Annotated in this window: 19 protein-coding genes, 1 tRNA gene and 2 riboswitches; of the genes, 12 read left to right on the forward strand and 8 right to left on the reverse strand. The window is 69.0% G+C overall.

What is annotated here, in order from left to right; all coding sequences use genetic code 11:
* Window positions 1–71: 71 nt before the first annotated feature.
* The 4 genes from ACEI37_RS26705 to ACEI37_RS26720 all read left to right on the forward strand — a co-directional run bounded on the left by ACEI37_RS26705 (window position 72) and on the right by ACEI37_RS26720 (window position 7589).
* Window positions 72–1385: a glycerate kinase gene (locus ACEI37_RS26705; protein ID WP_373378797.1), complete on the forward strand. Its 1314-nt coding sequence runs from the start codon at window positions 72–74 to the stop codon at window positions 1383–1385.
* Between the two features lie 167 nt (window positions 1386–1552).
* The gene (pyk, locus tag ACEI37_RS26710; protein ID WP_373378798.1) at window positions 1553–3016 is read left to right on the forward strand and encodes a pyruvate kinase; all 1464 of its coding nucleotides are present in this window, start codon (window positions 1553–1555) and stop codon (window positions 3014–3016) included.
* 258 nt (window positions 3017–3274) lie between these two features.
* The gene (locus ACEI37_RS26715; RefSeq protein ID WP_227313304.1) at window positions 3275–4144 is read left to right on the forward strand and encodes a neutral zinc metallopeptidase; all 870 of its coding nucleotides are present in this window, start codon (window positions 3275–3277) and stop codon (window positions 4142–4144) included.
* 307 nt (window positions 4145–4451) lie between these two features.
* Window positions 4452–7589, forward strand: a complete 3138-nt coding sequence (locus tag ACEI37_RS26720; protein ID WP_373378799.1) for a multidrug efflux RND transporter permease subunit — start codon at window positions 4452–4454, stop codon at window positions 7587–7589.
* Window positions 7590–7702: 113 nt separating this feature from the next.
* On the opposite strand, the gene ACEI37_RS26725 is transcribed toward ACEI37_RS26720, so the two are convergent.
* The 3 genes from ACEI37_RS26725 to ACEI37_RS26735 all read right to left on the reverse strand — a co-directional run bounded on the left by ACEI37_RS26725 (window position 7703) and on the right by ACEI37_RS26735 (window position 9762).
* A complete protein-coding gene (locus tag ACEI37_RS26725; RefSeq protein ID WP_373378800.1) occupies window positions 7703–8116 on the reverse strand; it encodes a hypothetical protein in 414 nt (137 codons plus the stop codon).
* Window positions 8117–8396: 280 nt separating this feature from the next.
* Window positions 8397–8816: a nucleoside diphosphate kinase regulator gene (rnk, locus tag ACEI37_RS26730; RefSeq protein WP_115663589.1), complete on the reverse strand. Its 420-nt coding sequence runs from the start codon at window positions 8814–8816 to the stop codon at window positions 8397–8399.
* Between the two features lie 514 nt (window positions 8817–9330).
* Window positions 9331–9762, reverse strand: coding sequence for a Cd(II)/Pb(II)-responsive transcriptional regulator (locus tag ACEI37_RS26735; RefSeq protein WP_265922013.1), 432 nt, complete (start codon window positions 9760–9762; stop codon window positions 9331–9333).
* Window positions 9763–9981: 219 nt separating this feature from the next.
* Between ACEI37_RS26735 and ACEI37_RS26740 the strand changes: the two genes are divergently transcribed.
* Both ACEI37_RS26740 and htpX read left to right on the forward strand, forming a co-directional pair.
* Window positions 9982–10323: a hypothetical protein gene (locus ACEI37_RS26740; RefSeq protein WP_373378801.1), complete on the forward strand. Its 342-nt coding sequence runs from the start codon at window positions 9982–9984 to the stop codon at window positions 10321–10323.
* Between the two features lie 127 nt (window positions 10324–10450).
* Window positions 10451–11329 (forward strand): protease HtpX, encoded by an 879-nt coding sequence (gene htpX / locus ACEI37_RS26745; protein ID WP_183300789.1) that lies wholly within the window; start codon window positions 10451–10453, stop codon window positions 11327–11329.
* A 9-nt stretch (window positions 11330–11338) separates the two neighbouring features.
* Here htpX and arfB read toward each other — a convergent pair whose 3' ends face one another.
* From arfB to ACEI37_RS26760, 3 genes are all read right to left on the reverse strand, one after another.
* Window positions 11339–11743, reverse strand: coding sequence for an alternative ribosome rescue aminoacyl-tRNA hydrolase ArfB (arfB, locus tag ACEI37_RS26750; protein WP_373378802.1), 405 nt, complete (start codon window positions 11741–11743; stop codon window positions 11339–11341).
* A gap of 28 nt (window positions 11744–11771) precedes the next feature.
* Complete coding sequence (locus tag ACEI37_RS26755; protein ID WP_373378803.1) at window positions 11772–12587, reverse strand: MipA/OmpV family protein; 816 nt, start codon at window positions 12585–12587, stop codon at window positions 11772–11774.
* A 164-nt stretch (window positions 12588–12751) separates the two neighbouring features.
* Window positions 12752–12827, reverse strand: a tRNA-Arg gene (locus ACEI37_RS26760).
* Between the two features lie 464 nt (window positions 12828–13291).
* Here ACEI37_RS26760 and ACEI37_RS26765 point away from each other — a divergent pair.
* Window positions 13292–14203 (forward strand): cytochrome c5 family protein, encoded by a 912-nt coding sequence (locus ACEI37_RS26765; RefSeq protein WP_373378804.1) that lies wholly within the window; start codon window positions 13292–13294, stop codon window positions 14201–14203.
* Window positions 14204–14282: 79 nt separating this feature from the next.
* Here ACEI37_RS26765 and hemN read toward each other — a convergent pair whose 3' ends face one another.
* Window positions 14283–15755, reverse strand: a complete 1473-nt coding sequence (gene hemN / locus ACEI37_RS26770) for an oxygen-independent coproporphyrinogen III oxidase (protein ID WP_373378805.1) — start codon at window positions 15753–15755, stop codon at window positions 14283–14285.
* A 200-nt stretch (window positions 15756–15955) separates the two neighbouring features.
* Between hemN and ACEI37_RS26775 the strand changes: the two genes are divergently transcribed.
* Entirely contained in the window at window positions 15956–17083 is a 1128-nt protein-coding gene (locus ACEI37_RS26775) for an ABC transporter substrate-binding protein (protein ID WP_373378806.1), read from the forward strand.
* 23 nt (window positions 17084–17106) lie between these two features.
* On the opposite strand, the gene ACEI37_RS26780 is transcribed toward ACEI37_RS26775, so the two are convergent.
* Window positions 17107–19212 (reverse strand): UvrD-helicase domain-containing protein, encoded by a 2106-nt coding sequence (locus ACEI37_RS26780; RefSeq protein ID WP_373378807.1) that lies wholly within the window; start codon window positions 19210–19212, stop codon window positions 17107–17109.
* 269 nt (window positions 19213–19481) lie between these two features.
* Between ACEI37_RS26780 and ACEI37_RS26785 the strand changes: the two genes are divergently transcribed.
* The 4 genes from ACEI37_RS26785 (at window position 19482) to gcvP (ending at window position 24752) form a co-directional block, all read left to right on the forward strand.
* Window positions 19482–19709, forward strand: coding sequence for a glycine zipper 2TM domain-containing protein (locus ACEI37_RS26785; RefSeq protein ID WP_012354259.1), 228 nt, complete (start codon window positions 19482–19484; stop codon window positions 19707–19709).
* 75 nt (window positions 19710–19784) lie between these two features.
* Window positions 19785–19872, forward strand: a riboswitch (glycine riboswitch).
* Between the two features lie 21 nt (window positions 19873–19893).
* A riboswitch (glycine riboswitch) is annotated at window positions 19894–20018 on the forward strand.
* A gap of 95 nt (window positions 20019–20113) precedes the next feature.
* On the forward strand, window positions 20114–21241 hold the full coding sequence (gene gcvT / locus ACEI37_RS26790; protein ID WP_373378808.1) for a glycine cleavage system aminomethyltransferase GcvT: 1128 nt from the start codon (window positions 20114–20116) through the stop codon (window positions 21239–21241).
* Window positions 21242–21342: 101 nt separating this feature from the next.
* The gene (gene gcvH, locus ACEI37_RS26795; RefSeq protein WP_018006183.1) at window positions 21343–21723 is read left to right on the forward strand and encodes a glycine cleavage system protein GcvH; all 381 of its coding nucleotides are present in this window, start codon (window positions 21343–21345) and stop codon (window positions 21721–21723) included.
* Between the two features lie 98 nt (window positions 21724–21821).
* Window positions 21822–24752, forward strand: coding sequence for an aminomethyl-transferring glycine dehydrogenase (gene gcvP / locus ACEI37_RS26800; RefSeq protein ID WP_373378809.1), 2931 nt, complete (start codon window positions 21822–21824; stop codon window positions 24750–24752).
* The last annotated feature ends 83 nt before the right edge of the window (window positions 24753–24835 follow it).

Raw genomic sequence — 24835 nt, forward strand, 5'->3', positions numbered from 1 at the left:
TTTGCAGTACCGCTTTGTACCCACTGCGTACCCGAAGTACCCGGCGTACCCGTCAGCACCCAGGATTCTTCATGCTCGTCACCGAACCCCAAGCCGCCCTGCTGTCGCCCCAGCGCACCGCAGCCAACGCGGAACCGCGCGCGCTGCTGCGCGACCTGTTCGATACCGCGGTCGCCTCCGTCAGCGCCAGCCATTGCCTGCCGCCGCACCTGCCTGCGCCGCCGAAGGGCCGCACCGTGGTGATCGGCGCCGGCAAGGCCGCCGCGGCGATGGCCCAGGCGGTGGAAGCGAACTGGCAAGGCGAGCTGTCGGGGCTGGTGGTGACGCGCTACGGCCACGGCGCCGACTGCAAGCGCATCGAAGTGGTCGAAGCCGCCCACCCGGTTCCCGACGAAGCCGGCGCGCGCGCCGCGCAGCGCATGGTGGAACTGGTGCAGGGCCTGAGCGCCGACGACCTGGTGCTGTGCCTGATCTCCGGCGGCGGCTCCGCGCTGCTGGCCGCGCCCGCGCCGGGCCTGACGCTGGCCGACAAGCAAGCCGTGAACAAGGCGCTGCTCAGGAGCGGCGCCAGCATCGGCGAGATGAACTGCGTGCGCAAGCACCTGTCGGCGCTCAAGGGCGGCCGCCTGGCGCTGCACTGCGCACCGGCACGCGTCGAGACGCTGCTGATTTCCGATATTCCCGGCGACGACCCGACGCTGATCGCCAGCGGCCCGACGCTGCCGGATGCGACCACCTGCGCCGACGCGCTGGCGGTGATCGCCAAGTACGGCATCGAGGTGCCGGCCAACGTGCGCGCGCACCTGGAGAGCGGTGCCGGCGAAACCCCGAAGCCCGGCGACGCGCGCTTCAACGGCCACCGCAGCGTGACGCTGGCCACCGCACAGCAGTCGCTGGAAGCGGCGGCGGCGCGTGCGCGTGAACTGGGCTTCGAGGCCCACATCCTGTCCGACTGCATCGAGGGCGAAGCCCGCGAGGTGGCCGAAGTGCATGCCGCGATCGCGCGCCAGGTGGCGCAGCGCGGCCAGCCGTTCAGCAAGCCGTGCGTGATCCTGTCCGGCGGCGAAACCACGGTGACGGTGCGCGGCAAGGGCCGCGGCGGACGCAATGCCGAGTTCCTGCTGGCGCTGGCGGTGGCGCTCGACGGCCTGCCCGGCGTGTACGCGCTCGCGGGCGACACCGATGGCATCGACGGCTCGGAAGACAACGCCGGCGCCCTGCTGTCACCCGACACGCTGACCCGCGCCGGCGCGCGCGGGCTGAATGCGCGCGCGCACTTGGAGAACAACGACGGCTACGGCTTCTTCGCCGGCCTGGACGACCTGATCGTCACCGGCCCGACCCGCACCAATGTGAACGACTTCCGCGCGATTTTGATTACCTGATTTCTTGTCGTTCCCCGCAGGCGGGAACCCAGTGACTTTCAAAGACGCTGGATTCCCGCCCACGTGCCCTTTGGGTATGCGCGGGAATGACGGAGTGGCATAGCACAGTAGTACCGACTGACTCGCGGCGCCGACGCGCCGCTACCGAGAATGGAAGAGGAGACATCATGAGACGCCAGCGCAAAGCGAAGATCGTGGCCACGCTCGGCCCCGCCAGCACCGACATCGCGGTGATCCGCGCGCTGTTCGAGGCCGGCGCGGACGTGTTCCGGCTGAACTTCAGCCACGGCACGCACGACGACCACCGCGCGCGCTACGACGCGGTGCGCCAGGTCGAGGCCGAGACCGGCCGCCCCATCGCCGTGCTGGCTGACCTGCAGGGCCCCAAGCTGCGCATCGGCACCTTCGCCGCCGGCAAGGTCGCGGTGCGCACCGGCGATGTGTTCGTGCTCGACAGCGACCCGACCCCGGGCGACGGCACCCGCGTCTACCTGCCGCACCCGGAGCTGTTCCAGGCCGCGCAACCCGGCCAGTCGCTGCTGATCGACGACGGCAAGGTGCGCCTGGCGATCGAGTCGGTCACCACCGGCACCATCACCACGCGCGTCGCCAACAACGGCTCGCTGTCCGACCGCAAGGGCGTGAACGTGCCCGACGCGGTGATCCCCATCCCGGCGCTGACCGAGAAGGACCGCAAGGACCTGGACTTCGCGCTGTCGCTGGGCGCGGACTGGATCGGCCTGTCGTTCGTGCAGCGCCCGTCCGACATCGTCGAGGCGCGCGAGATCGTCGGCACCCGTGCCGGCATCCTGTCCAAGATCGAGAAGCCGGCCGCACTGCAGCAGCTCGAAGAGATCGTACGGGTGTCCGATTCGGTGATGGTGGCACGCGGCGACCTCGGCGTGGAGCTGCCGCCCGAGCGCGTGCCCGGCGTGCAGAAGCGCATCCTGCGCGTGTGCCGCCAGCTGGGCAAGCCGGTCGTAATCGCCACGCAGATGCTGGAATCGATGATCGACTCGCCGGTGCCGACCCGCGCCGAAGCGTCGGACGTGGCCAGCGCCATCTATGAAGGCGCCGATGCGGTGATGCTGTCGGCCGAGTCGGCCAACGGCCGCTACCCGGTGCAGGCGGTATCGATGATGAACCGCATCGTGACCGAGGTGGAGCGCGACCCGCTGTACCGCAACCTGCTCGACGCCCAGCACGAGACCCCGCTGAACACGCGCCAGGATGCCATTTGCGCCGCGCTGCGCGAAGTCACGCATATCATCGGCGCCGCCGCGACGGTGACCTATACCTCGTCCGGCTCGACCGCGCTGCGCGCCGCGCGCGAACGGCCGTGCGCGCCGATCGTCAGCATCACGCCGAACCTGGAGATCGCGCGCCGGCTGGCGATCGCGTGGGGCATCCACTCCACCGTGAGCCCGGACGTGCAGAGCGTCGATGAAATGGTCGAAGCCGCCACGCGCGCCGCCGTCGCCGAAGGCTACGCCGCGCCGGGCGACCAGATCACCATCGCCGCCGGCATGCCGTTCGGCCAGGGCGGCACCACCAACCTGCTGCGCGTGGCCGAAGTCAGCGCCAGCGCGCTGGCCGCCGCGCCGGCCAAACGCGAGGCCGCACTGGCCTGAGCGCACCGCGCGCGTTCCCGCCGCGGAACGACCACGCCATCACGGAACCGGGTGCAAACCCGGTTTCTTCGCTTTGCCGCACACCGCCCGCATTGCCCGTCTCCAGGGCGAGTGGGCGGTGTTTTTTTTGGCGTGCCGCGGCGCGCATCCGCCGGCACGGCGCGCTGCGGGAGCGAGCGCCAGCGCGAGCACCGAGGCGCGGATTGCTATACTGAATTCCACTTTCCCTCCCCTCTTCCCCAAGCCCCCGGAGCCCCCATGCGCCTAGATGACGAAGCCGAAAGCCAGCACGTTGAAGACCGCCGCGGGGGATTCGGCGGCCTTGGCGGCAAGTCGATCGGCATCGGCACGGTGATCATTGCGCTGGCGGCGTCGTATTTCTTCGGCATCGACCCGATGCTGATCATGCAGGGCGCGTCGGTGCTGCAGGGCTCCGGCCCGCAGCAGCAACAGCAGCAGGTCAACCGGCCGCCGGCGACGGACCAGATGACGGTGTTCACGCGCAAGGTGCTGGGCAATACCGAGCGCACCTGGCAACACATCTTCGAAACCCAGCTCAACCGCCGCTATGCGCCGCCCACCCTGGTGCTGTTCTCCGGCGCCACGCCGACGGCATGCGGCACCGGCCAGTCGGCGATGGGCCCGTTCTACTGCCCCGGCGACCAGAAGGTCTATATCGACCTGGCCTTCTATGACGAACTGCGCCAGCGCTTCGGCGCCGGCGGCGACTTTGCGCAGGCCTATGTGATCGCGCACGAGATCGGCCACCATGTGCAGAATCTGCTGGGCGTCTCGGACAAGGTCGACAGCGCGCGCCGCCGCATGGGCGAGGCCCAGGCCAACCAGCTGTCGGTGCGCATGGAACTGCAGGCCGATTGCCTGGCCGGGGTCTGGGCCGCGACCGCGCAGCGCGCCAACCAGCAGCTGCTGGAACCCGGCGATATCGAGGAAGGCCTGAAGGCTGCCGCCGCCATCGGCGACGACCGGCTGCAGCGCCAGTCGCAGGGCTATGTCGTGCCGGAAGCCTTTACCCACGGCTCCAGCGAGCAGCGCGTGCGCTGGCTGCGCCGCGGCATCGAGTCCGGCGACATCCGCAAGTGCGACGCCTTCGCCGCGCGCGACCTGTAGTTCCCGGCCCGGGCCCCCAACCTCAGTGGGGGCCGGCAATGTGACGTTTGCGTTGTCCGGGCCGCGCTTCCCTGTCTATAATCGCCGGCAAGGCCGCAGTATGACGGCCGGTCGCCGGCGTCGATCCTCACGGATCGTTTCCCGCCGCAGCGCCGGGTCCTTCCCCGCCGGACCCCCGTACCCCGTGTACGCGCCAACTTGCCGCAGTCGTTGCGGCGTCTCCGCACCCAAGCCGTTCCGTTCCAACCGCACCGGAGCCACGGCACGATCTTCACTTGCCGTGCGCCCGTGCCAGCCCTGACCTGACATGGCGTCGTTTTTCCTGAAGCGCCCGGCGTTCGCCTGGGTGCTGGCCATCCTGACCGTGGTGGCGGGCCTGCTGGCCCTGAACCGCATTCCCATCGCCCAGTATCCGGCGGTGGCGCCGCCCACGGTGATCATCTATGCCGATTACCCCGGCGCGTCCGCGCGCACGGTGGAAGACCGCGTCACCGCGGTGCTGGAGCAGCAGATGCACGGCATCCCCGGCCTGCTCTACCTCGATTCCAGCAGCGAGGGCGGCACCGCCACGGTGACACTGGGCTTCCGCCAGGGCACCGATCCGCAGCTGGCGCAGGTCAACGTGCGCAACCGCGTGGCCCAGGCCGAGCCGCTGTTGCCCGAGGCGGTGCGGCGCGGCGGGGTCTATGTCGACCAGGCCAGCAGCAGCGCCTTCATGTATGTGTCGCTGGTGTCGGACAGCGGCCAGCTCGACGAAACCGCGCTGGGCGACTTCGCCGCCGGGTCGGTGCTGCCGCTGCTGCGTCGCCTGCCCGGCATCGGCAAGGCCGAGCCCTACGGCGCCGAGTACGCGCTGCGGATCTGGTTCGACCCGGACAAGCTGAACGCCTTCAACCTGACCACGGCCGAGGTCGAGGCCGCCATCCGCGCGCGCAACGGCAACGTCACGCCGGGCCAGCTGGGCGGCGCGCCGGCGGTGCCGGGCCAGCCGTTCCAGGCGATCGTGCGCCCGCCCGCGCCGATGAGCGACGCGCAGGCGTTCGGGCGCATCGTGGTGCGCGCCGCCACCGATGGCTCGGCGGTGCTGCTGCGCGACGTGGCGCGGGTGGAACTGGCCGCCAGCGACTATCGCTACGGCTCCACGCTGAACACGCGCAACGCCGCGTCGATCGGACTGAAGCTGGCCGACGGCGCCAACGTGCTGCAGACCTCGCGCACCGTGCGCGCCGCGCTCGATGCCGCCAGCAAGGGCTTCCCTGGCGACGTGCGTTATGAGATCTCGTATGACGGCGCCACCTTCGTGCAGGCGTCGATCTCGCGCGTGGTGCTGACGCTGATCGAGGCCACGGTGCTGGTATTCCTGATCCTGTACCTGTTCCTCGGCAACCTGCGCGCCACGCTGATCCCATGCATCGTGGTGCCGGTGTCGCTGCTGGGCACGGTCGCGTGCCTGTACGCGCTGGGCCTGTCGCTGAACGTGATCACGCTGTTCGGCGTGGTGCTGGCGATCGGCATCCTGGTCGACGACGCCATCGTGGTGGTGGAAAACGTCGAGCGCATCCTGCGCACCGATGGCGTCGGTGCAATGCAGGCCGCGGCGCGCTCGATGCGCGAAGTCTCCGGCGCGCTGGTCGCGGTGACGCTGGTGCTGTGCGCGGTGTTCGTGCCGATGGCGTTCTTCGGGAGCGCGGTAGGGGTGATCTACCGGCATTTCGCCGTGACCCTGGCGGTGTCGATCGCGTTCTCGCTGTTCTTTGCGCTGACGCTGGCACCGGCGATGTGCGCCAGCCTGCTGCGCCACAGCGCGGCGCCGGCGCGCGGGCCGCTGGCGTGGTTCGATGCGCGCTTTGCCGCGTTCACGGCGCGCTATGCCGGCTGGGTGCAGGCGCTGCAACGCCGCCGGCTGCGCTGGCTGGCGGTGTACCTGGCGCTGACGCTGGCGTGCGGCTATGCGCTGTGGAAGATGCCGAGCGGCTTCCTGCCCGAAGAGGATACCGGCGAGATCGTGGTCGATGTCGAGCTGCCCGCCGGCAGCACGCAGGCCGACACGCGTCGGCTGGTCGCCAGCCTGGAACAGTGGATGCGCGACCAGCGCTACCCGGTGCATTCGAGCTTTGCCGTGCTGGGCTGGTCCAGCGGCGGCAGCGGCGAGCAGCGCGCCAGCCTGTTTATCGGGCTGACCGACTGGAAGGCGCGCGGGCGCGAGCATACCGCGCAGGCGGTGCTGGAGCGGCTGTCGGCCGGCCTCGAAAGCTGGCCCGGCCGCGGCGCGGCGCAACTGTTCGCCTACAACAGCTCGGCGCTGCCGGAACTCGGCAGCATCGGCGGCCTGGACATGCGCCTGGTGGCGCGCCAGCCGGTTGGGCGCGAGGCGCTGTTCGCCGCGCGTGACAAGCTGATCGAGCGCGCCAGGCAGGACCCGGTGCTGGGCGAGGTGCGCGCCACCACCGGCCAGCCCGTGCCGGCGCTGGACCTGAAGATCGACTACCGCAAGGCCGAGGCCTTCGGCGTCGATGCCGAAGCCGTGCACCACACGCTGTCGGCTACGCTGGGCTCGCGCTATATCGACGAAGTCGCGCGCGAAGGCCGGGTGCGGCGCGTGATCCTGCAGGCCGACGCCCCGTTCCGCATGCAGCCGGACCAGCTGGCACGCGTGCATGTGCGCAACGCCCAGGGCGCGATGGTGTCGCTGGCTGCGTTCGCCTCGCTGGAATGGGGGCAAGGCGAGGTCACGCTGGAGCGCTTCGACGGCTTCAGCTCGGTGCGCATCAATGCCGAAGTGGCGCCGGGCTACACCACCGGCGCGGCGATGACGCGGCTGGCGGAACTGGTGCGCGGGCTGGGTCCCGAATTCGACGTGCGCTGGACCGGGCGCGCCTACGAGCAGGAGCAGACCGGCACGCAGGCGCCGTGGCTGTTCGCGCTGTCGCTGCTGTTTATCTTCCTGTGCCTGGTGGCGCTGTATGAAAGCTGGACCCTGCCGCTGGCGGTAATTGCGATCGTGCCCACCGGCCTGATGGGCGCCGCCGCCGCGATCTGGCTGCGCGGCATGCCCAACGACGTCTATTTCAAGGTGGGCGTGGTGGTGATCATGGGCCTGGCGGCCAAGAACGCCATCCTGATCGTCGAATACGCCGAGCAGTTGCGGCGCGGCGCCGCGGGGGCGATGGACGTGGTCGAGGCCGCCACGCGCGCGGCGCGCCAGCGACTGCGTCCGGTGGTGATGACCTCGCTGGCGTTCGTGCTGGGTGTAGTGCCGCTGGCGATCAGCACCGGCCCGGGCGCCGGCGCGCAGCAGGCGGTCGGCACCGGCGTGCTGGGCGGCATGCTGGGCGCGACCGTGCTGGGCACGCTGGCGGTGCCGCTGCTGTATGCGGCGATCGCGCGCCGCTTGCCGCGCGCACAGCCGGCGCCGGAACAGGCGGAAGCGGCAGCTACGGAATAGAAAAACGCCTGCCTGGCGAAGAGAGAAGGAGGAGGAGGTCGGCCGGGCAGGCGGGAGAGAAAACTTGCGGCCACCGCAGTGGCCGCGTCGGGTCTTGGAGCAGACCCGGGGGATCAGACGCGATAGCCGTACAGCGAACCGTCGCCGGAGCGCGAGTTGTCGAGCGCGCGTTCGGCCACGTCACCGGTGAAGGTGTGCGTGCCTTCGCTGAAGGTATCGAACTTGTCCTGCTTCGAGATCTCGCCGCTGAAGCTGTGCGCCCCTTCGCTGAAGGTGTCGAACTTGCCGTCGCGGCGCGAGCCTTCCGAGTACGGGTCGAAGCGGCCGGTGCGGGCGCCGTCGGTGTAGGTGTCGAACTTGCCTTGCTTGGCGCCGTCCGTATACACATCGTACTTGCCGACCCGCAGCGCGTCGGCATACACATCGAACTTGCCAACCTTGCTGGCAGCGGGGGCAGCCATCGCCGTAGCGGACGCGGCCACTGCCGCGAACACGAGCGCGCCGCCAAGGATACGTCTGGCGATCATTTTGGACTCCTTCAACTGATTTCGTCGTTCTTTCTTGTCGGTCCGGGGTGAGACTCCGGCCGCTCTGCAATCTATGTTGCGATGCGAGCACGGACTGAAGATTAGTCACAGCCCGCGCCAGCAGAAATACCGCTGCGACGAATGGTGCGTTGCGAGTCGTGAAACGACTCGCTTGCCGATGAATGGTGTCCGCGGATCGCCGGCGACACGCCGCCACCGGCGCGTGAGCGTGGCGGCGGCCGCACCCGCGAGGGCGCGCCCGCGCGTGCCCGGAGGGCGCTCAGAGCGTGTACTGGCCGCTGGCTTCGGGCTGGAACGCGATCTCGGCCACGCTTACCTGCTGCTCGCGGCCATCGGGCAGCCGGTAGCTGACGGTCTGGCCGGCGCGCGCGCCCAGCAGCGCCTGGCCCACCGGCGACAGCACCGACAGCCGGCCGGCGTCGAAGTCGGCGGCGTCGGGATACACCAGGGTCCAGTTTCGCGGTGCCTGCTCGCCCGGCAGCGTGCACACCACGCGCGTGTTCATGGTGACCACGTCGGTCGGGATCTCTTCGGGCGCGACGATGGTGGCGCGCGCCAGCAGGCTGTCGAGCATGTCCTCGAGCTGGGCCGAGCCGGCGCGGCTGGCGATGCGCTCCAGGCGGGTGACGTCGAGTTCGGTCAGGTACAGGGTGGCGGTCTGGGTCTTGGTGGCCGTCATGGCGGGTCCTCCGGCAGTCGTGGGTGGGCGCGGCCGGCCTGCATGGCTGGCGGCGGTCAGGTCTTGCGGATTGGCGTGCCGCGCAGCGGCGCGCGCATCAACGGATCGGCAAAAACGTTGCGGCGATCGCCGGCAACAACGGAAACGCTGGCTCGGGCCCGGTTCGGCCCGGGCCCCGCTATGGGAGACGAATCAGGCTGGGAACCGGGCGGAATCAGGCGGTGCGCTGATCCGGCGGGGAGACATCGCGCGCTTGGCGCGCTGGGGCAGGCTGGGGGCCAGGGCGAGCGCGGACGCGTGCGCGCGGCCGGTCCGCAGCGGGCGGACAGGCGCATCGGGCATCGGCGTCAGGCGATCGGTCATGGTCCTGCGGAAAAGGATTAGCGGCAGCGGATGGCTTGCTGCAATGGCAAGCCTCGAAGTGGTGGCTCACCTGCCTTGCTGTCCCGCTTCGTGCACCGTGCTGGTGCGAAGCGGGAGTAACCATCGTAGCACAGCGCCGGGTTCGGGGTCGTCACCCGTTGGTGGCATGGCACTCACAGCCAGCCCCCGCCGCCGCCTGCTGCAGGTTCTGCAGGATGCCGCACGCACTGGCGGGCTGGTGATGGCGGCAGGTCTCGCGCAGCGCGCGCAACTGACCTTCGAGCGCCTCCAGCGCCACGCGCTGGGCGTGGATCTGGGCGATCTGGCGGTCCAGCAGCGTGTTGATGTCGTCGCAGTCCTGCGACGGGTTGCGCTCGAACTCGCGCAGCCGCCTGACGTCCGACAGGCTCATTCCGAGCGAACGGCAATGGCGCACGAAGTTAAGCTGCACCACATGGCTCTCGTCATAGCGGCGGTAGCCGTTGGCCTCGCGCCGGGGGGCGTCGAGCAGCCCTTCACGCTCGTAATAACGGATGGTCTCGACATCGCAGCCGCTGGACCGTGACAGTTCGCCGATACGCATATGCCTGTTCCTTGCCATACCCTGTAACGACTACAGGGTAGACGCTAGTGTAGGCCAGCCTGCCGCATCCTGCAGCAGGTGGCGAAGCCACCGCAACCGTTCGTGTGCTACCGCCGCCACGGCGGCGCCAGCGCCTTGCGGCATCCTGTAGAATTCCTTCCACTTCCACCGATAAGCCGTCCCCTGTTCGTGCGCGCCCTGCGGCTGCTCCTGCTGGTCATGATGCTGGCCTTCCTGCCCCTGCCGGGCTGGGCGGCCGCATTCGCGCACGCGGTGGTCTCCACCACCGAAGCCGCGGCCGTACCTGTCGCTGCGCCGTGGGCCAATGCCGCCGACGCTGATGCAGCCGCCGTCACAGGCGATCCGGCCGGCGATCCCCTGCCGCTTCCCGAAGCCGCCGAGCCGCAGTGGCAGCCCGGCGCCGACCTGGCCGAGCAATTGCTGCCCGCCACCCCGTTGCGCCTGGCCCCGTGGGCCGGCCGTGCCGGGCCGCCGCGCTATGCCGGCGCCCTGCTGCCCGAACCCGACCTGCCGCGGCTGCCGCGACCGCCGCGCGGCTGATCTCTACCGGCGCGGCCCGACCGCGCCCGCCTGAACCCGCGTGCCGCGACCTCGCGTGCGGCGCGCGCCTGCGGTCCGACCGCATCCTTGCGCCTTATGGCGCGACCTACCACTGCTCCACACTCACATGAAACGCGTACTGCTTTTCCTGGCGACCAACCTCGCCGTCATGCTTGTTCTCAGCATCACCGCCAGCGTGCTCGGGGTGAACCGCTTCCTGACCGCCAACGGGCTGAACCTGGGCATGCTGCTGGCGTTTGCCGCGCTGATGGGCTTCGGCGGCGCCTTTATCTCGCTGCTAATGTCCAAGACCATCGCCAAGTGGTCGACCGGCGCGCAGGTCATCACCCACCCCAGCACCAGCACCGAGCTGTGGCTGGTGCAGACCGTCGAAAAGCTGGCGCAGCGCGCCGGTCTGCCGATGCCGGAAGTGGCCATCTACGAGGGCGAACCCAATGCCTTCGCCACCGGCGCCACCAAGAACAGCTCGCTGGTGGCGGTGTCCACCGGCCTGCTGCAATCGATGTCACATGAAGAGGTCGAGGCCGTGCTGGCGCACGAGGTGGCGCACGTCGCCAACGGCGACATGGTCACGCTGACGCTGATCCAGGGCGTGGTCAACACGTTCGTGATCTTCCTGGCGCGCGTGGTCGGCTACTTCGTCGATTCGATGCTGCGCAAGAACGACGAGGAGTCGAGCGGCCCGGGCATCGGCTACATGGTCACCGTGATCGTGTGCGAGATCGTGTTCGGCATCCTGGCCAGCATCATCGTGGCCTGGTTCTCGCGCCGCCGCGAGTTCCGCGCCGATGCCGGCGCCGCCAGCATGATGGGCACGCCCACGCCGATGGTCGCGGCGCTGCGCCGCCTGGGCGGGCTGGATCCGGACGGGCTGCCGCAGAACATGCAGGCAATGGGGATCGCCGGCGGCAAGTCGTGGATGGCGCTGTTCTCGAGCCACCCGCCGATCGAGCAGCGCATCGCCGCGCTGCAGTCGGCACGCTAAGGCAAAGGCTCAGTCGAACACCCGGCCGCGCAGCGACTTGACCTGGCTGCGCTGGCTCTTGCTCTCGAGCCTGCGCTGGCGCGACGCCAGCGTCGGCCGGGTCGCCCGGCGCACGCGCGGCGGCGTGGCCACGCTGCGCACCAGCTCGTGCAGGCGCCGCACCGCATCGTCCCGGTTCTGCTCCAGGCTGCGGAACTGCTGCGCCTTGATCACCACCACGCCGTCGCGCGTGATGCGGTGGTCATGCAGCGCCAGCAGCCGCTCCTTGTGGTCGGGCGCCAGCGACGACGCACGCACGTCGTAGCGCAGGTGCACCGCGTTCGAGACCTTGTTGATGTTCTGGCCGCCCGCCCCCTGGGCCCGGATTGCGGTGATCAGGTATTCGTGATGGGGGATGACGAGATCGTCGGTCATGCCTCGATCATAGCAAGCGCGCTCCGGCCTAGCGCCATGCATAGGCGATGCCGACGCCATACGTAATCTGGTTGCGCGTGCCGCGCTGGGTCACGATCGGGCTGTCGGCGGCCGCACCGGCAAGGCGCTGGCCATACACCATCGCGCCGCCATACCAGTGCTTGTCCAGCTGCCAGATCAGCGCGAGCCAGCCGGTGAACTGCTCCAGGCCGCCGCCCGGGCTGTAGACGGGCAGTCCGCTGGCGGCCGCATCGGTCTGCGTCACGCCGAAATAGGTGCGGTTGAAGCTGCCGCTGACCCACGTCGCGCCCAGTCCCGCACCCGCAAAGAGACGCGGGTGCAGCGGCACCCACAGCGAACCGGTCGCGTTGACGCGCGCGCCGCCATAGACGATGCCGGCATTGGTCATCACATTGACGCCGCCGCGCAGCCGCCACGGGATGGGGCCCGCATTGACGTATTCATAGCCGATGAAGCCGCCGGCCTCGACCGTGGTGTCGATCTCGTGCAGGCGCGACACCACCGGATCGTCGACATCGTTGCGGCCCAGCCGCAGGCCCACTGCCGGACCCCACTGGAACCCGGTCAGCCCGCCGAAGTTGAACTGCGCATAGGGCCCGTACCATTCCAGCAGCCGACCGCCTGGCGTGACATAGCGCAGGCCGGGCACCACGCCGACCATGCGGTCCTTGCCGCCGGCAAACTCCGTAGTCGAGCCGATGCCCACACCGGCCATGTTGGGCAAGGCGCCGGGCAGGCTGAGCGGCGTGGCAACGGCTGCGGCGCTCGCGCCGGCGAGCGCCAGTGCTGCCAGCCGGTGCGGGAGCTTCGTCGGAATCGCCATGGCTGTCTGCGGCGCGGCACCAGTGGCGCGCGCGGTTCGGTGGAGTGGGTGAATCTATCAGCACCGGCTCGCGCCGCCGCCAAACGCGTGCTGAAAGTTTTCGTCGCGCGAGTTAAAGCCTGCCCGCCGCGACGCGGACACTGCGTGGGACATCGGAGGAAAATTGGCGCGCCCGGCTGGGATCGAACCAGCAACCCCTGCCTTCGGAGGGCAGTACTCTATCCATTGAGCTACGGGCGCACAGGACGGTTTTGCAACCGGTTTTGCGGGTACAGCGGTTGCGGCGGGCGAATGCCGCCGCTGGAAAGTCGCATAGGATACCGCTTTTGCCCGGCGCCGTCCATGCGGGGCCGATGCGGGCGCCCGGGAACGTCTCGCAACCGCCGCTTTTTGGCACTGGCAGGGGGGCTTTGGCGCTATAATCGCCAGCTATTTGCGTCAAATCGTGCCCGTCGCGCCGTCGGCGCAACGAGTCGACCGGGGTCAAATCCGGGCGGCTGGTTGTCGGCGACAATCGGGCCCCGGTCCGGGAGACAGTCCGAGGTACGCAAATGGCAACAGACCCAAGTCAGGCAAGGGCCGCAGGGGAGCGCGGGCGGTCCGGATGGGGCCGGATAGTGGTCAGCGAAGGGCCACACCAGGGCCAGAAAAAGCAAGCCGAGCGTAAGCGGCCAGAAGGTTTCCTGCAAAACTGAGAGTTCTGTATGAGCGACGTCCACAACGAACACCCCGAGCACGAATCTCCCATCAAAACCCCGAAGCAGTTGATCGCAGTCGTGATCGCGGCGTTCCTGGTGCCGATCATCGTGATCATCCTGCTGGTCAACTTCGTCGGACACGGCTCGACCGAAAGCGCCGGCGCGAGTACCGCCGCCGAAGCCGTCAACGATCGCATCAAGCCGGTCGCCTCGCTCGAAATCAAGGATCCCAACGCGCCGCGCGTGTTCAAGACCGGCGAACAGGTCTACAAGGAGATCTGCGCCGCCTGCCACGCCACCGGCGCGGCGGGTGCGCCCAAGCACGGTACCGCCGCCGACTGGACCGCGCGTATCGGCCAGGGCTTCGACGGCCTGATGAAGTCGGTGCTCAACGGCAAGGGCGCGATGCCGCCGCGCGCCGGCAGCACGCCTGACGACTACACCGACTACGAGCTGGCCCGCGCCGTGGTCTACCTGGCCGACGCCGGCGGCGCCAAGTTCCCCGAGCCGCCGGCCCCGGCTCCGGCCGCTGCCGCGCCGACCACGGCCGCTGCCCCTGAAGCGGCCGCCCCGGCTGCCGCTGCAGCGCCGGCCCCTGCCGCTGCGGCGGCTCCGGCTGCAGCTGCCGCTCCCGCTCCCGCTCCGGCCGCCGCAGCTGCCGCGCCGGCCGCTGCCTCGGCCGAAGTGGGCAAGAAGGTCTACGAGCAGGTCTGCGCCGCCTGCCACGCCGCCGGCGTGGCTGGTGCGCCGAAGTTCGGCGACAAGGCCGCCTGGGCGCCGCGCCTGAAGGAAGGCATGGATGCGGTCCACAACTTCGCGCTCAAGGGCAAGGGCGTGATGCCTCCCAAGGGCGGCTATGCCGGCCCGGACGCCGACGTGATCGCCGCGTCGGACTACATGGCTAACGCCGCCAAGTAAGTCGGCCCGACGCAAACAAAAACCCGCGCAGTGCGCGGGTTTTTTGTTGTCCGGCCCAGTCCGGCAACGATCCCTGGCGCTACACCACGCGCGAGTAGCGCGGCACGATACGGATCGGCTGGGTGCCGTCGTTGGCGGCGCGCGCGCCGCTGTCGAGGGGCCGGGCTGCGTCGTCGCGCAAGTAGCGGTCGAACACCATCGCCACGCGGCGCACCAGCAGCCGGCCCAGCGGCGTCACGGTAATGCGCCCGGGCTCGCAGCGTACCAGCCCGTCGGCGGCCAGGTGGTCGAGGTCGGCCATTTCCGCGGCAAACGTCCGGTTGAAATCGATGCCATGCCGCGCTTCGATCGCCGGAAGTTCGAGCACGCCATTGCACATCAGGTCGCCGATGATCTCGCGCCGCAGGTCGTCGTCGGCCGTCATCGCCACGCCGCGCGCCAGCGGCAGGCGGCCCTGGTCGAGCGCGCCGTAGTAGTCGTCGAGCGTGCGCGCGTTCTGCACGAAGCGCCCCGCGATCGCACCGATTGCCGAGATGCCGAGGCCGACCTGGTCGTAGCCGGCGTGCGTCGAATAGCCCTGGAAGTTGCGCTGCAGCCGGCCCTCGCGCTGGGCCACGGCGAGGTCGTCGTCGGGCAACGCGAAGTGGTCCATGCCGATATAGACATAGCCCTCGGCGGTCAGCCGCTCGATGGTCGAGACCAGGATGTCGAGCTTCTCGCCGGCCGGCGGCAATGCGCTTTCGTCGATGCGGCGCTGCGGCTTGAACACGTGCGGCAGGTGGGCATAGCTGTAGACCGAAAGCCGGTCGGGCCGCAGCGCCAGCACCTGGTCGATGGTGCGGCCGAAGCGCGCCGCGGTCTGGTGCGGCAGCCCGTAGATCAGGTCCAGGCTGACCGAGCGGAAGCCCAGCGCGCGCGCGGCGTCGACCACCGCGCGGGTCTCTTCGAACGGCTGGATGCGGTGGATGGCCTGCTGGACCTCGGGGTTGAAATCCTGCACGCCAAGGCTGACACGATTGAAGCCCAGCTCGGCCAGCAGCACCATGCGGTCCCGGTCGACGCGGCGCGGATCGATCTCGATCGAGTGCTCGCCATCGGCCGCCAGCGTGAAGTGCGTATTCAGCAGCGCCATCACGCGACGCATTTCCTCTTCGTTCAGGAAGGTCGGCGTGCCGCCGCCCCAGTGCGACTGGATCACCTGCCGGGGCTCGCCCAGCCGCTCCGCCACCAGCGCCATCTCGCGCCCCAGGTAGCTGACGTAGCGCGCGCTGCGGCCGTGGTCGCGGGTGATGATCTTGTTGCAGCCGCAGTAGTAGCAGATGTTCTCGCAGAACGGGATATGCAGGTACAGCGACAGCGGTGCCGGCGCGTCGGCGCGGCAGGCGTCCAGCGCGTCGTGGTACAGCGACAGGTCGGGCCCGTTGTGGAAGCGGTCGGCGGTCGGGTATGAGGTATAGCGCGGGCCGTTGCCGTCGATGCGCCCGGCCAGTGCGCGGAAGTCGGAAAGTGCGCGGCGGTCGAGCGCGGGGGAAGTCATGGCAGACGGGTTCATTGGGGGGCGCGGGGGACGTGGGTGTGCGACACGTCATCGTAGGACCGCGCCGGCGCCCGCAGCTTGACCGCCGTCAAGCACGGGCCTGAGGCCACCGGCCTCGTCCCGGCTGACACGCGCGCGTAGGTCACATTGGCGTCATGGGTGCCGGGTACGCTGCGCGCCACCGCGCCCGCGCGCGATCCGACACCGCCCCAGCCATGCCAAGTTCCCGCCGACCCGATACGCCCACCCCGCACCCACCGCTGCGCGACGAGCCACCGGCACACCCTGGCCGACGCCGGCTGCTTGCCGCGACCGGCTTGGTGCTGGCGCTGCCTGCGTTTGCCCCGCTGGCGCAGGCGCCGCGTACGGTGGTGGTCGGGCATCTGGTCGACCGCCACGGCGCGCAGTCTGACCTGGCACGCGATTACCTGGCCGGCGCCAAGGTCCTGTTCGACGCCGTCAACGCCGGCGGCGGCCCGGTGCGGATCCAGCATCTGGTGCGCGATGCGGATCCGGATCCGCGCCGCGCGCTGGCGCAGGCGGTGTCGCTGGCCGACACCGAACATGCGGGGCTACTGTTCGGTCCCGGCGACCGGCTGCTGCCCGTGCTGGCGTCATCAACCGAACTGGCCCGGCGCGGCATGCAGATCGTCGCGCCGCTGTCAGGGCTGGCGTTGGCCGCCGACAATGTCTGGTTCACGCGGGCCGACTACCAGGCCGAACTGGACGCCGCCGCGCAACAGTTGCGCGGCTACGGGCTGACGCAGATCGCGCTGGCTGTGGCGCCGGACTTTGCGGTGTCGCCGCTGGCCAGGCTGGAAGCGCAGGCCGGCACCCGCGCGGTGCTGCTGGAAGGCAATGGCGAAGCCGCGGCGCGGCGCATTGCGGCAACGCGCCCGGGCGCGGTGATCGTCGCCGGCGACACCCTGGCCTATGCCGAACTGGGCCGGGCGCTGGCGGCGCAAGGGTGGTACGGCTTCCTGGTCGGCCTGTCCGCGGTCAGCGCCAATGCCGCGCGCGAGATCCTGGGCCGCGGCTACGCCGGCGGGATGGTGCTGACCCAGGTCGCGCCGGGCCCGCAGCAGGCCACGTTGCGGGTGGTGAAGGAACACGTGGCGCGCATGAAGCAGTATCTGGACGAGCCGCCGTCTCCGGCGACGCTGGCCGGTTATATCGGCGCGGCCTGGCTGGCGCGCGCGTTGCAGGGTGCGCGGCCGGGCGGCGCGGCGGAACTGCGGCGCGCGCTGCAGAGCCGCGTCGACGTGGGCGACTTCACGCTCGACTTCACGCGCGGGCAGCGCGGCTCGCAGTACGTCACGCTGGCGGTGTCGGGCGCGCGCTAGGGCTTCGATCGCGCGCGTGCGGCTCAGCCGGCGGCCGCCTTGCCGCCGCTGCCCCCGTTCCCGAGCAGCGCCTTGAGCGCGCCGAGGCGGTCCTTGGGGCTCATCGCCGGGGTCGCGTCGACCGGTGCCGGCGCCTCTTCCAGCTTCATCTCGCCGATAAAGCGCGACGGCTGGCACGAGTAGGTCTCGCGCGCGCGCTTGCGCTTCTTGCACCAGCTGACATGCAGGCTGCGCTGCGCACGCGTGATGCCCACGTACATCAGGCGCCGCTCTTCCTCGATCTTCTCGTCGCTCATGTCCTCGTCCTCGCGGCAGTGGGGCAGGATGCCCTCCTCCACGCCGACCAGGAACACGTGCGGATACTCCAGCCCCTTGGACGCATGCAGCGTGGACAGCCGCACCGCGTCGGGGTCTTCCTCGCGGCCTTCGAGCATGCTCATCAGCGCCACGGTCTGGGTCAGTTCCAGCAGGTTCTTGCCGTCGCTGCCGAAGCCGTCGGCCGTGTCGAAGCCGGTGGCTTCCTCGCCTTCGGCGCCCTCGGGCTTGGTGCCCTTGCGCTTGAGCCAGTCAAGAAATTCCAGGGTATTGGTCCAGCGCGACTGCGCCTGCCGTTCGTCGAAGCTGTCGTACAGGTAGGCCTCGTAGTGGATGCCCGCCATCAGGTCGTCGAGCACCTCGGTGGCCGGGTCCTTGGCCGCGCGGTCGGCCAGCCGCACCATCGATTCGCAGAACACGCGCAGCGGTTCCAGCTGGCGCGGCTGCAGCTTGCCCTCGATGCCGCCCATCATCGCCGCCTCGAACAGCGAGACCTTGGCCTGGCCGGCGAAGGTGCCCAGCACTTCCAGCGTGGTGTTGCCAACCCCGCGCCGCGGCGTGGTGATGGCGCGGATAAAGGCGGGATCGTCATCAGGGTTGGCGATCAGGCGCAGGTAGGCGCAGATGTCCTTGATCTCGGCCTTGTCGAAGAAGCTCTGGCCACCCGACAGCACGTACGGGATGCGCTCGCGCCGCAGGATCTGCTCGAACAGCCGCGCCTGGTGGTTGCCGCGGTACAGGATGGCGTAGTCGCGGAACTGCGCGCGGCGCTCGAACTTGTGCGCGGACAGGCGGAACACCACCGACTCGGCCTCGTGCTCCTCGTCGTTCATCGGGTGGATGGCGATCGGGTCGCCCATGCCGTGCTCGCTCCACAGCTTCTTGTCGAAAAGCTTGGGGTTGTTGGAGATCACCGCGTTGGCCGCTTCCAGGATGCGCACGGTGGAGCGGTAGTTCTGCTCCAGCTTGATCACCTTCAGGTTGGGGAAGTCCGTCTGCAACCCGCGCAGGTTGTCCAGCGTGGCGCCGCGCCAGCCATAGATGGCCTGGTCGTCGTCGCCCACCGCGGTGAAGGCCGGCGCGCGCAGGTGCGAGCCGCCGGCCAGCAGCTTGAGCAGCTGGTACTGGCAGGCGTTGGTGTCCTGGTATTCGTCGACCAGGAAGTAGCGCAGGCGGTTCTGCCACTTCAGCTGCACCGCTTCATTGCCCGCGAACAGTTCCGCCGGCAGGCGGATCAGGTCGTCGAAATCCACCGCCTGGTAAGCGTTCAGCGTGGCGACGTAGTTGCGGTAGACCAGCGCGGCCTGGTGCTCGTCGGCATTGGTGGCCTGCGCGATCGCGGCCTCGGGATCGACCATGCCGTTCTTCCACAGCGAGATCGTGCTTTGCACGCCGCGGATCAGCTTCTTGTCGGTGGTGCCCAGCTGCTCCTGGATCAGGCCGAAGCAGTCGTCCGAATCCATGATCGAGAACTGCGGCTTCAGGCCGACGTGCTCGGCTTCCATGCGCAGGATCTGCACGCCCAGCGAGTGGAAGGTGCAGACCGTCAGCTGCTTGAGCGGAATGCGCTTGCCCTCGCGCGTGGTCTTGCCCTCCATCAGCTTGGCGATGCGCTCCTGCATTTCCTTGGCCGCCTTGTTGGTGAAGGTGACGGCGGCGATATGGCGCGGCTCGAAGCCCTTGTCCTCGATCAGATGCGCAATCTTCTGCGTGATCACCCGGGTCTTGCCGGAGCCTGCGCCGGCCAGCACCAGGCAAGGCCCGTCCAGGTAGCGGACGGCTTCGGATTGGGCGGGGTTCAGGCCATGGGTCATGCGGGGCAGGCGTTTGGGGGGCGGAATCGACGGAATGCGGCGGAATTTGCCGGCATCCCGTCACCCGGGCCTGCGGCAAAGCTGCCGATGTTAACACGCTCGCCGAGGCGGGTCAGTCAGCGGAAGCCGCGCGCAAGGGCCCGGCCGTGTCACCGGCGTAACACTTCGTAAAGCGCGGAGCCAATGACATAACGCGACACTCTAAACAGTGTGTCCCCCGATCCGCCGGGTCGCTTGGGCATGCACAAATCATCACATCGGAGCCAACAATGAAAACCCTGCAAACTTTGACCAAGGTGACCCTGATCGGCATGACGGTCGCGGCCTTTGCCGGTTGCGCGGACATGACCCCGAAGCAACGTAATACCGCCATCGGCGCCGGTGCCGGCGCGGTGGGCGGCGCGGTGCTGACCGACGGCAGCGCGCTGGGTACGCTGGGCGGGGCGGCAGTGGGCGGCGTAATCGGTAACGTCGTCACCGACGACAAGAAGAAGTAAATACTGGGCGCGCAGCGGCGGGTACGGCGGCCTTTGCCGTGGTTTGACAAAGGCCGGGCCCTCCCGTACATTGCGCGCATCCGACCGGGAGAGCGCGCATCGCCTGCGCCGCCGAAGGGGTATCACCCGAAAACTCTCAGGCACCACGGACCGGTCGGATCGGCATGCAACATGCACACGATGCATGCCGCACTCTGGAGAGCGGCACCCGCCATTCGTGGCGAGCGTGCCCACCGAAGGGGCGCGCGAGGATGGGGTCCGCCGGATCCGCCTCGTAATCTCTCAGGTATCGAGGACAGAGGGGTCATCCGCCGCAGCGGATTGCTTGCCATATTGGCGTAGCGATGGTTGCGGCGGATGACCCCTTTTTGTTTTCGCCAACCGAGACTGCCCCCGAGGATTCCATGACGCTCCAGGCCACGCCCCTCAACGCTATCCACCGCGCCCTCGGCGCCCGCATGGTCGACTTCGGCGGCTGGGACATGCCGGTCAACTATGGCTCGCAGATCGAAGAGCACCATGCCGTGCGCAACGATGCGGGCATGTTCGACGTCTCTCACATGTGCGTGGTCGATCTCGCCGGCCCGAATACCCGCAGCTTCCTGCGCGGCCTGCTGGCCAACAATGTCGACAAGCTGCAGACCCCCGGCAAGGCGCTCTATTCCTGCATGCTCGACGTGAACGGCGGCGTCATCGACGACCTGATCGTCTATTTCTTTGCCGAGGACCGTTTCCGCCTGGTCGTCAACGCCGGCACCGCGGTGGGCGATATCGACTGGATCCGCGCCCGCAACGACGCCACCGGCAGCGGCGTGACCATCACGCCGCGCCGTGAAGATGTTGCGCCCGCGGGCGTGGAGCCGCTGGCGATCGTCGCGGTGCAGGGCCCCAACGCCCGCGCCAAGGTGTGGAGCACCTTCCCGTCGACCCAGCCTTCCGATGCGCTCAAGCCATTCAACGCCGTGGTGGTGCAGGACCCCGCCCTCGGCGAAGTGATGGTGGCGCGCACCGGCTACACCGGCGAAGACGGCTTCGAGCTGGTGGTGCCGGCCGCCAGTGTCGCCGGCCTGTGGGAAAAACTGAATGCCGCGGGCGTGCGCCCGGCCGGCCTGGGCGCGCGGGACACGCTGCGCCTGGAAGCCGGCATGAACCTGTACGGCCAGGACATGGATATCAAGGTCTCGCCGCTGGACGCAGGCCTGGCGTGGACGGTCGACCTGCAGAGCGAGCGCGACTTCACCGGCAAGGCGGCGCTGGCGGCCAAGGGGCAACAGCAACAGTTCCTCGGCCTGATCCTGCGCGACAAAGGCGGCGTGCTGCGCGCCCACCAGAAAGTCATCACGCCCGCCGGTGACGGCGAAATCACCAGCGGCACCTTCAGCCCTTCGCTGTCGCAATCGATCGCCTTCGCACGCCTCCCCCATGGCGTGAACGTGGGCGGCACCGTGCAGGTAGAGATCCGCGACCGCAAACTCAACGCGACTGTGGTTAAACTGCCGTTTGTGCGTCATGGCAAGGCACTCGTGAGCTAAGGGGAAAGCCCCGCTCACCCAACGGTCGCCCTCGCCTGCCGGCAGCGTTGCCGGGCAGGCATCACCCAAACAAGAAACAGATCTGAATCCGGAGAACCTTCATGAATTTCCCCGCTGACCTCAAGTACACCGAGTCGCATGAGTGGGTGCGCGTCGAAGCCGACGGCACGCTCACCATCGGCATTACCGACCACGCACAGGACGCGCTGGGCGACATCGTCTTCCTGGAGCTGCCCGAAGTGGGCAAGTCGGTCGGTGCCGGCGACGCGCTGGCCGTGGTGGAGTCGGTGAAGGCCGCTTCCGACATCTACGCACCCGTGGCCGGTGAAGTGATCGCCGTCAACGAGGCCGCCACCGCGGCGCCCGAAAGCGTCAATGCCAACGCCTTCGACGCGTGGCTGTTCAAGCTCAAGCCGGCCAACGGCGACGACGTCAACGGCCTGATGTCGGCCGACGCCTACAAGGCCAGCGTCGGCGCCTGATTTTCGTCATTCCCGCGCAGGCGGGAACGACAAGCGAAATTGCAGCGCCGCGGCACGGCTGACCACCTGCCGCAGCGCTACCCACGAGGTTCTTGCCCATGAACGCCCCGCTTCCCATGAACGCCGCCCAAGCAAACCGGCCCTCGCTGGCCGAACTGGAGGCGCGCGACGCCTTCGCCGCCCGCCATATCGGCCCCGATACCCCCGAGCAGCAGCACATGCTGAAGGTGCTGGGCTATGACAGCCGCGCCGCGCTGATCGACGCCGTCATCCCCGCCGCCATCCGCCGCCGCGACGGCATGCCGATGGGCGAGTTCACCGAGCCGCTCAGCGAAGAGGCCGCGCTGGCAAAGCTGCGCGCGCTGGCCGGCAAGAACAAGGTGCTGAAGAGCTTTATCGGCCAGGGCTACTTCAATACCATCACGCCCGGCGTCATCCTGCGCAATATCTTCGAGAACCCCGCCTGGTACACCGCCTATACGCCTTACCAGCCCGAGATCTCGCAGGGCCGGCTGGAAGCGATGCTGAATTTCCAGCAGATGGTCACCGACCTGACCGGGCTGGACATCGCCAATGCGTCGATGCTCGACGAAGGCACCGCCGCGGCCGAGGCGATGACGCTGCTGCAGCGCGTGAACAAGCACGACTCCAATATTTTCTTCGTCGCCGACGACGTGCTGCCGCAGACGCTGGAAGTGGTGCGCACGCGCGCGCTGCCGCTGGGCATCGAGGTCAAGGTCGGCCCCGCCGCCGACGCTGCCGCGGCGGGCGCCTTCGGCGTGCTGCTGCAGTATCCGGGCGTGAACGGCGACATCAATGACTACCGCGCCATCGCCGACGCCGTGCACGCAGCCGGCGGCCTGGTGGTCGCCGCGGCCGACCTGCTGGCGCTGACGCTGATCGCCGCGCCGGGCGAATGGGGCGCCGACGTGGCGGTGGGCAACTCGCAGCGCTTCGGCGTGCCGCTCGGCTTCGGCGGCCCGCACGCGGGCTACATGGCGGTGAAGGATGCGTTCAAGCGCTCGATGCCGGGCCGGCTGGTCGGCGTGACCATCGATGCGCAGGGCAACAAGGCTTACCGCCTGGCGCTGCAGACGCGCGAGCAGCATATCCGCCGCGAAAAGGCCACCTCCAACATCTGTACCGCGCAGGTGCTGCTTGCGGTGATGGCGTCGATGTACGCGGTCTACCATGGCCCGCTGGGCCTGAAGCGCATCGCGCAACGCGTGCATCGACTGACCGCGACACTGGCCGCGGGTCTGCAGGCGCTCGGCTTCGCGCGTACCAACGACAACTTCTTCGACACGCTGACGCTGGAAACCGGCTTCAACACCGATGCGATCCATGCCGCCGCCACCGCGCGCGGCATCAACCTGCGCCATGCCGGCGCCACGCGCGTCGGCATCTCGCTGGACGAGACCGCCACCCGCGCCGACGTGATCGCGCTGTGGGAGATCTTTACCCAGGGCAAGCCGCTGCCCGCCGAAGTCGACTTCGACCAGCTCGAGGCCGCCGCGCAGGATGCCTTCCCGCCGGCACTGGCACGCACCAGCGCCTACCTGACGCACCCGGTCTTCAACACCCACCACGCCGAGCACGAGATGCTGCGCTACCTGCGCATGCTGGCCGACAAGGACCTGGCGCTGGACCGCACCATGATCCCGCTGGGCTCGTGCACGATGAAGCTGAACGCCACCAGCGAGATGATCCCGGTGACGTGGCCCGAGTTCAGCCAGATCCACCCGTTCGCGCCGCTGGACCAGACCGTCGGCTACCGCGAGATGATCGACCAGCTCGAGGCCATGCTGTGCGCCGCCACCGGCTACGCCGCCGTCAGCCTGCAGCCCAACGCCGGCTCGCAGGGCGAATACGCCGGCCTGCTGATCATCCACGCCTACCACGCCAGCCGCGGCGAAAGCCATCGCGATATCTGCCTGATCCCGTCCTCGGCGCACGGCACCAACCCGGCGTCGGCGCAGATGGCCGGCATGAAGGTGGTGGTGGTGGCCTGCGACGAGAACGGCAACGTCGACCTGGACGACCTGGCGCAGAAGGCCGAGCAGCACAGCAAGAACCTGGCTGCGATCATGATCACTTACCCGTCCACGCACGGCGTGTTCGAGCAGGGCGTGCAGCAGATCTGCGACATCGTGCACAAGCACGGCGGCCAGGTCTATGTGGACGGCGCCAACATGAACGCGATGGTCGGCACCGCCGCGCCGGGTCAGTTCGGCGGCGACGTGTCGCACCTGAACCTGCACAAGACCTTCTGCATCCCGCACGGCGGCGGAGGCCCGGGCGTGGGCCCGGTTGCGGTCGGCGCGCACCTGGCGGACTTCCTGCCCAACCAGGACAGCGTCGGCTATCGCCGCGACGAGCGCGGCATCGGCGGCGTGTCGGCGGCGCCGTTCGGCTCGGCCAGCATCCTGCCGATCTCGTGGATGTATATCGCGATGATGGGCTCGGCCGGCCTGACCGCGGCGACCGAGAACGCGATCCTGGCCGCCAACTATGTCGCGAAGCGCCTGGCGCCGTACTACCCGGTGCTCTACACCGGCCAGCATGACCTGGTCGCGCACGAGTGCATCCTGGACCTGCGCCCGCTGCAGAAGGAAACCGGCATCAGCAATGAAGACGTGGCCAAGCGCCTGATGGACTACGGCTTCCACGCGCCGACCATGAGCTTCCCGGTGCCGGGCACGCTGATGATCGAGCCGACCGAGTCCGAAGCGCTGCATGAACTGGACCGCTTCATCGACGCCATGATCGCGATCCGCCAGGAAATCGGCCGCGTTGCCGACGGCACCTTCGACCGCGAGGACAATCCGCTCAAGCACGCCCCGCACACCGCCGCGGTGGTCACCGCCAACGAGTGGACCCACCAGTACACGCGCGAGGAAGCCGCCTACCCGGTGGCGTCGCTGCGCACGCAGAAGTACTGGCCGCCGGTCGGCCGCGCCGACAACGTGTACGGTGACCGCAACCTGTTCTGCGCCTGCGTGCCGGTCAGCGACTACGTGGTGGACTGAGCCGGCACCCCGGCCACAAGCTAAGCTGTACTCAGGGCGCCGCGCAACGCGGCGCCCGCCGGCCTGGTCCGGCGTCAATCTGG

This window comes from Cupriavidus nantongensis, from assembly GCF_041726985.1.
Classification (GTDB): Bacteria; Pseudomonadota; Gammaproteobacteria; order Burkholderiales; family Burkholderiaceae; genus Cupriavidus; species Cupriavidus nantongensis_A.